Here is a 5,921-nt window from a genome sequence, read left to right on the forward strand (position 1 = left end):
GGTCCAAAGCGTCCCAAATTTGCTTGAATTTCAGCGCCAGTCGCTGGATGAACTCCCAATTTTCGGGGTAGAGACAATAGACCAATTGCTACGTCAAGGGTGACATTTTCGGTTGTAACGCCTTTGGGCAGAGATGCCTGTTTGGGTTTGGGGTTTTCCTCAGACTTATCACCTAACTGAACGTAGGGACCATAAGGACCAATTTTGAGGTAAATCGGTTCGCCGGTTTCAGGATGGGTACCAATTTGGTCAGGACCGACAATCTTTTGTCGCAGGATCGTTTCTACCTTCTGGGGATCGAGGTCAGCCGGAGTCAAATCGCGAGGAATTGAGGCTGTGACAACATCTTCTCCATTTTCTTTTTCCAAATAAGCACCGTACTTGCCAATACGGACTTTGACATCTAGGTTTTCTAGTTCTACTGTCCGTGCCTCATTAGCATCAATTTGGTTTTCCTTTTCCTTGACTTGGGTATCTAAGCCTTTGTCTCCCAGGTAGAACGTCCGTAAGTAAGGCAACCACTGAGCTTCACCCGTTGCAATGTCATCCAAGGTTTGCTCCATTTTTGAGAACTTGGCACTGCTTAATGTTGTCAAAACCAACAACACGGATGAAGCAATTGCCGTACTGAGAACGACAAGATTGCACTTCATTCAAAACTTCTTGAGTGTTTCTAGCGCTAAACAAAGGCAATTTCCACAGTGTCCAGTAGTACTGGGTGGGTTCAGATACTTCATTAAACTCGATCGCGGGAATGTAACCTTGGTCGAGAATGTACTGAACCTGTCTGCTAATTTGAGCATCCGTGAGGGGAGGCAGGTAGGAAAGGGTTTCGTAACGACGCTCTTTTGGTAGGGTTTGCATAGCTGAATGATAATTGATGAGTTGGGACGTTTGATAAGTTGCTAGTGGTTGTTCGTTAGCAGTTAGCAGTTATTTATCTGCTACTAACCACTAACTACTAACCACTCTCCTGTTCTGATTCTGGGCTGGGAGTTGAGACATTGATTTGCGTGATGCGCTCAAGGTGCTGACGGCGGTGTTCCATATTGCCTTGCTGAATGCCAGTACGAACCATTTCCGGTAAAAAGTCGATTATTTCTTCCGCTATGTGTTCTCTGACAGTCATAATCGGTGTAGATCCTAAGAAAGCCGATCAAGCCATCCGTGGTACAGTTACCTTACCTCACGGTACCGGTAAAACGAAACGCGTATTGGTACTTTGTACTCCAGACAAAGAAGAAGCAGCAAAGGCAGCCGGTGCTGACTATGTTGGATTAGATGAATTCGTTCAAAAAATCGAAGGCGGTTGGGTAGATGTAGACGTTATCGTTGCAACTCCTGCTGTAATGCCTAAGATCGGTAAGTTAGGTAAAGTATTAGGTCCTCGTAACTTGATGCCCAACCCTAAAACAGGTACAGTTACCAATGATGTAGCTGCAGCTGTAAACGAAGTGAAAGGTGGTAAAATCGCATTTAAAGTTGACAAAGCTGGTATCATCCACGCTTCTGTAGGTCGCGTAAGTTTCAGCCCCGAGAAATTGGTGGAGAACAGCACCGAGTTCATCAATGCGATCATCAAGGCAAAACCTGCTACTGCAAAAGGAACCTACGTGAAAAGCGTGTTCTTGGCAAGCAGCATGAGCCCAAGTATCCCAGTTGATACCAAATCCTTTATTCACTAATCAACGGTTCTTTCTTTGGGTAGAACCCCCTTTAATCAATTCTACTGGCTTAGTTAAGTTTAAATTATCAATGATTGATTGAAAATCTTGCCAGTCATCAGGGTGGGAAATAATTCCGATCCACTCAATCAGATTTGCAACTTCCGCAGCAAGGAGAGTCCAAGCGATGATAGGGCGTGACTTGACCATAAGAAGAAGTTTATTGCGATCGCTCCCCATTCTTTTGCCCTTTCCGGCGGCGGGAATTAGTAAATGCATAGAATTCCTCAATCTATATACTGGTTAATGGTTAGTGGTAAAAGTGACTACTAACAATTAACCACTAACTACTAACAATCCCAGACCCCTATCTTCCCCTAAAATAGGGAGCGAGTAAGCGTCAAAATATATTATGCGAATAGTAGCCCTTGTCCCTGGCGGAATTGGCGACCAAATTCTTTTCTTTCCGACTTTAGATGACCTAAAGCTGAATTTACCTCAAGCTGAGATAGACGTTGTTGTAGAACCCCGATCCAAGGCGGCTTACCGAGTAAGTAAGTCAGTCCATGATGTACTGGCGTTTGACTACAAAGACCGTAATAGTATGGCAGATTGGGGTAACACCTTATCCATTGCTTCGGCAATCATCTGACCGACTTCTTCGTCGTTACCAGCAGAGATTGAACCTACTTGAGCAATTGCCTTGGAATCTTCCACAGGACGAGCATGCTCTTTAATTCTGTCTACTAGGAAGCCAGTCGCTTTATCGATACCGCGCTTCAGCAGAATAGCATTCGCACCAGCAGCAACGTTCCGCAAGCCTTCTTTTACAATTGCGTGAGCCAAGACAGTCGCGGTGGTGGTGCCATCACCAGCAGCATCGTTGGTTTTGGAAGCTGCTTGACGAATCAGAGATACGCCAGTATTTTCTACGTGGTCTTCTAATTCAATTTCTTTAGCTACTGAAACACCGTCTTTTGTTACAGCAGGTGCTCCAAATTTCTTTTCAATTACTACGTTACGACCTTTAGGTCCGAGTGTTACTTTCACTGCGTTAGCGAGAATGTCTACACCACGCTTCATTCTGTTACGGGCTTCAATGTCGAAAAACAATTGCTTTGCCATATGTTGTGTTATTTGAAATTAATGAATAATGATTGACTCGATTAAACGATTGCGAGGATATCGCTTTCACGCATGATCAATAGGGGGTAACAACGCAGCTGTGTTTACATTCAAATGCACTCCTGACTCCGCCAAAGCGGGATAATTGGGCGATGTAAAAGCATTAAAATGTTCGGCATTGATTTTGGTCGTGCGATTTCCACGGTATAACTTGTATTCAAAATACAAACAAACCTCCTGAATTACGGGCTTCCCCTTTTGCTGTAACGATGCAATTTGTATGGCGGTAATTAAATTTTCCTTGGCATCGGTACGCAAGTCGCCAATCGGTAACTGCGACCCTGTAAACACCACGGGTTTGGCTAAGTTTTCGAGCATAAAACTCAAGGCCGAAGCCGAATACGACATGGTATCAGAGCCGTGTAAAACCACAAATCCATCGTAAGCATCGTAATGGGATTCAATAAGCGTAGCAATTTCTTCCCACCGTTGGGGGTTCATATTGGAGGAATCTATCGGATGGGAAAAAGAAACTGTATCGATATGGCAATCCAACTGCTTGATTTCGGGAATTTTTTGCAGCAACTTGGCAAAATTGAAGGCTTTGAGGGCACCGGTTTTGAAATCTTTCATCATTCCAATGGTGCCGCCCGTGTAGACCAAAAGTATATTAGGCTTGACTTGACTTGGTTGACATAGCGACGCAAAATAGGAGTTAAGTAAGCATCTACAACTGTTGTATCTCCTCGGCTAACTAATTTCATTAATGGACTAACTTGATGGGATACAGATATCTGTGTAAATCCAATTTCTTGGGCTAATTGGGCTACTTGTTGTTCGTGGTAAGGATAGCGATCGCCGTGCATAAAAACAATAGCACAACTGCGAATTCCGGTGTTGTAAACTGCTTGTAGGTCTTTTTTAACCTGTTCTATATTGACAGGGATTAATTCATTGCCTTGAGCATCATAACGTTCCGTCACATCAATAACTTGTTCGTACAGCATTGTGGGTAAAATGATATGACGGGCAAATATATTAGGTCGGTTTTGATAGCCAATTCGCAACGCATCTTTAAAGCCTTTGGTAATTAATAGGACAACGCGATCGCCATGTCTTTCTAGCAGGGCATTGGTTGCTACTGTTGTTCCCATCTTGACGACTTCTATCTGGGTATAGGGAATGGGTTCATGATTTGAAAGACTCATAATATCCCTAATCCCTTGGATAACTGCATCTTGATATTGTTCGGGATTTTCTGAAAGTAATTTGTAGACAATAACCCATTCGTGTCCCATCCATCCCAACAAAGAGGTAGAGTGGCGGGATGAGCAAAACTATTTTTTCCGGTTATCCAAATATCAAACTCAACTGCAAGCACTTTACGAATCTCAACAAAATTTTATCCAGCCAGAGAGCCGTAGAAATGAAGTTCTGAATTTCGTGAATCAGGGGTTGCAGGACTTCTCTATTTCACGGGTAAATGTGGACTGGGGTTTTCCAGTACCTGTAGATTCCAATCACACCCTCTATGTCTGGTTTGATGCTCTACTGGGTTACGTAACTGCATTGCTGGAAACCGATGAAGAAGCGACTTTGGAAAATGCCACAGCCAAATGGTGGCCGATGAACCTACATCTCATTGGTAAAGATATTCTGCGCTTCCATGCGGTTTATTGGCCTGCAATGCTAATGTCAGCTGGGTTACCGTTACCAGAGCAAGTCTTCGGGCATGGTTTTCTCACCAGAGATGGTCAGAAAATGGGCAAAACCTTGGGTAATACCCTTGACCCCGTAGCGTTAGTTGAGCGTTACGGTAGTGATGCCGTTCGTTATTACTTTCTTAAGGAAATCGAATTCGGCAAAGATGGCGACTTTAATGAAAGTAGATTCATCACGATTTCTCCCTTGAAATTGAGGGAAAAAAAATCAAATTTGATGCGGTATTGATTGGCATCCACGGAACACCCGGTGAAGATGGGAAATTGCAAGGCTATTTCGACTTAGTTGGGTTGCCTTATACTTCCTGTGATGCAGCAACTTCAGCCCTTACTTTTAATAAAAGATATACTGTTGCCGTTGCCTCTTTCGGTGGCATTAAAACAGCCAAATCATTGCACCTCTTCAAACAAAGTCCGGTGAGTGCTGAAGCCATCTTGGCTCAGCTAAAATTACCGGTGTTCGTGAAACCCAATAACGGAGGATCCAGTATTGGCATGAGCAAAGTGAACGAAGCTGCTGAACTTCCTGCGGCATTAGACAAAGCGTTTAAAGAAGATACCCAAGTATTGGTGGAGGAATTTATTGCAGGTCGCGAGTTTACGGTGGGAGTATTCAAAACAACAGAGGACATTATTGTTCTTCCCATCACCGAGATCATTACCAAAAAAGATTTCTTCGATTACGAAGCTAAATATCAGGGGGCGAGTGAAGAAATTACCCCTGCGAAAATTACCTCGGAAATGCAAGAGCAAATTCGCAGTACGGCTAGAAAAGTTTATGAAGTATTCAATGGTCTATCTCATTTATTCATAATTTGTAACAGATAATGCCCCAATAGCGTTGTATAAACATAATCTGGAGGGGTTAAAGAGCAGATGAAACTTAAACAAGGCAATCAATTCACAAGGTTTGCCAGTTTCTCATAAAATCACCCGAGTTTCTCATAATCTCTCGGTAGTGCTTCGGCAAGCTGGAGAGGAGGGACAAAAAGAGAAGAAACTGTTTAAGTGGGGATCTGTTGTTTGCCATTCCAAAATTCATAAAACAATCTAAGTTTTAATCAAGACAGCACTCAACTAAGCGATTAGGAGAAAAAGTCCATGCTAGACGCATTTGCTAAGGTGGTTTCTCAAGCCGATTCCAGAGGAGAATTTTTGAGCACCGAGCAACTAGATGCTTTGAACAACCTGGTTAAAGATGGCAACAAGCGCTTGGATGTTGTAAACCGTATCACCAGCAACGCTTCCAGCATCGTTACCGACGCTGCTCGCAGCTTGTTTGAAGACCAGCCACAGTTGATTGCTCCTGGTGGTAACGCTTACACCAACCGTCGCATGGCTGCTTGTCTGCGCGACATGGAAATCATCTTGCGCTATGTTACATACGCAATTTTAGCAGGTGACGCTAGCG

Annotated in this window: 4 protein-coding genes and 8 pseudogenes; 5 read left to right on the forward strand and 7 right to left on the reverse strand. The window is 43.6% G+C overall.

All coding sequences use genetic code 11. The features are described from left to right. From ACYRY3_RS00055 to ACYRY3_RS00065, 3 genes and pseudogenes are all read right to left on the reverse strand, one after another. Positions 1-569 (reverse strand): annotated as a pseudogene (locus ACYRY3_RS00055) (topoisomerase C-terminal repeat-containing protein); the annotation flags it as partial. Continuing rightward, positions 544-864: a ribulose bisphosphate carboxylase small subunit gene (locus tag ACYRY3_RS00060; RefSeq protein WP_460199892.1), complete on the reverse strand. Its 321-nt coding sequence runs from the start codon at positions 862-864 to the stop codon at positions 544-546. The pseudogene ACYRY3_RS00055 and the gene ACYRY3_RS00060, both read right to left, overlap by 26 nt. Positions 865-961: 97 nt before the next feature. After that, positions 962-1,132, reverse strand: a pseudogene (locus ACYRY3_RS00065) (chaperonin family protein RbcX); the annotation flags it as partial. Here ACYRY3_RS00065 and rplA point away from each other — a divergent pair. Beyond that, positions 1,110-1,685, forward strand: coding sequence for a 50S ribosomal protein L1 (gene rplA / locus ACYRY3_RS00070; protein WP_460199893.1), 576 nt, complete (start codon positions 1,110-1,112; stop codon positions 1,683-1,685). The pseudogene ACYRY3_RS00065 and the gene rplA overlap by 23 nt on opposite strands. Positions 1,686-1,691: 6 nt before the next feature. Here rplA and ACYRY3_RS00075 read toward each other — a convergent pair. Next, positions 1,692-1,943 (reverse strand): annotated as a pseudogene (locus tag ACYRY3_RS00075) (2-C-methyl-D-erythritol 4-phosphate cytidylyltransferase); the annotation flags it as partial. A 133-nt stretch (positions 1,944-2,076) separates the two neighbouring features. Between ACYRY3_RS00075 and ACYRY3_RS00080 the strand changes: the two are divergent. Beyond that, a pseudogene (locus ACYRY3_RS00080) lies at positions 2,077-2,286 on the forward strand (glycosyltransferase family 9 protein); the annotation flags it as partial. Here ACYRY3_RS00080 and ACYRY3_RS00085 read toward each other — a convergent pair. The 3 genes and pseudogenes from ACYRY3_RS00085 to ACYRY3_RS00095 form a co-directional block, all read right to left on the reverse strand. Then, a pseudogene (locus tag ACYRY3_RS00085) lies at positions 2,262-2,789 on the reverse strand (TCP-1/cpn60 chaperonin family protein); the annotation flags it as partial. The pseudogenes ACYRY3_RS00080 and ACYRY3_RS00085 sit on opposite strands and share 25 nt — an antisense overlap. A gap of 66 nt (positions 2,790-2,855) precedes the next feature. Then, on the reverse strand, positions 2,856-3,425 hold the full coding sequence (locus ACYRY3_RS00090; RefSeq protein ID WP_460199894.1) for an asparaginase: 570 nt from the start codon (positions 3,423-3,425) through the stop codon (positions 2,856-2,858). A 35-nt stretch (positions 3,426-3,460) separates the two neighbouring features. Continuing rightward, a pseudogene (locus ACYRY3_RS00095) lies at positions 3,461-4,078 on the reverse strand (hydantoinase/oxoprolinase N-terminal domain-containing protein); the annotation flags it as partial. On the opposite strand from ACYRY3_RS00095, the pseudogene ACYRY3_RS00100 reads away from it, so the two are divergent. From ACYRY3_RS00100 to ACYRY3_RS00110, 3 genes and pseudogenes are all read left to right on the forward strand, one after another. Next, a pseudogene (locus tag ACYRY3_RS00100) lies at positions 4,074-4,730 on the forward strand (methionine--tRNA ligase); the annotation flags it as partial. The pseudogenes ACYRY3_RS00095 and ACYRY3_RS00100 sit on opposite strands and share 5 nt — an antisense overlap. Before the next feature lie 5 nt (positions 4,731-4,735). Continuing rightward, positions 4,736-5,338: a D-alanine--D-alanine ligase family protein gene (locus tag ACYRY3_RS00105; protein ID WP_460199895.1), complete on the forward strand. Its 603-nt coding sequence runs from the start codon at positions 4,736-4,738 to the stop codon at positions 5,336-5,338. 273 nt (positions 5,339-5,611) lie between these two features. Further along, a pseudogene (locus ACYRY3_RS00110) lies at positions 5,612-5,921 on the forward strand (phycocyanin subunit beta); the annotation flags it as partial.

It is taken from the genome of Scytonema sp. NUACC21, assembly GCF_054684315.1.

Bases quoted from the DNA above. Each gene is read 5' to 3' on its own strand.
- ACYRY3_RS00060 (WP_460199892.1), bottom strand. From the start codon at position 864: ATGCAAACCCTACCAAAAGAGCGTCGTTACGAAACCCTTTCCTACCTG.
- rplA (WP_460199893.1), top strand. From the start codon at position 1,110: ATGTGTTCTCTGACAGTCATAATCGGTGTAGATCCTAAGAAAGCCGAT.
- ACYRY3_RS00090 (WP_460199894.1), bottom strand. From the start codon at position 3,425: ATGATGAAAGATTTCAAAACCGGTGCCCTCAAAGCCTTCAATTTTGCC.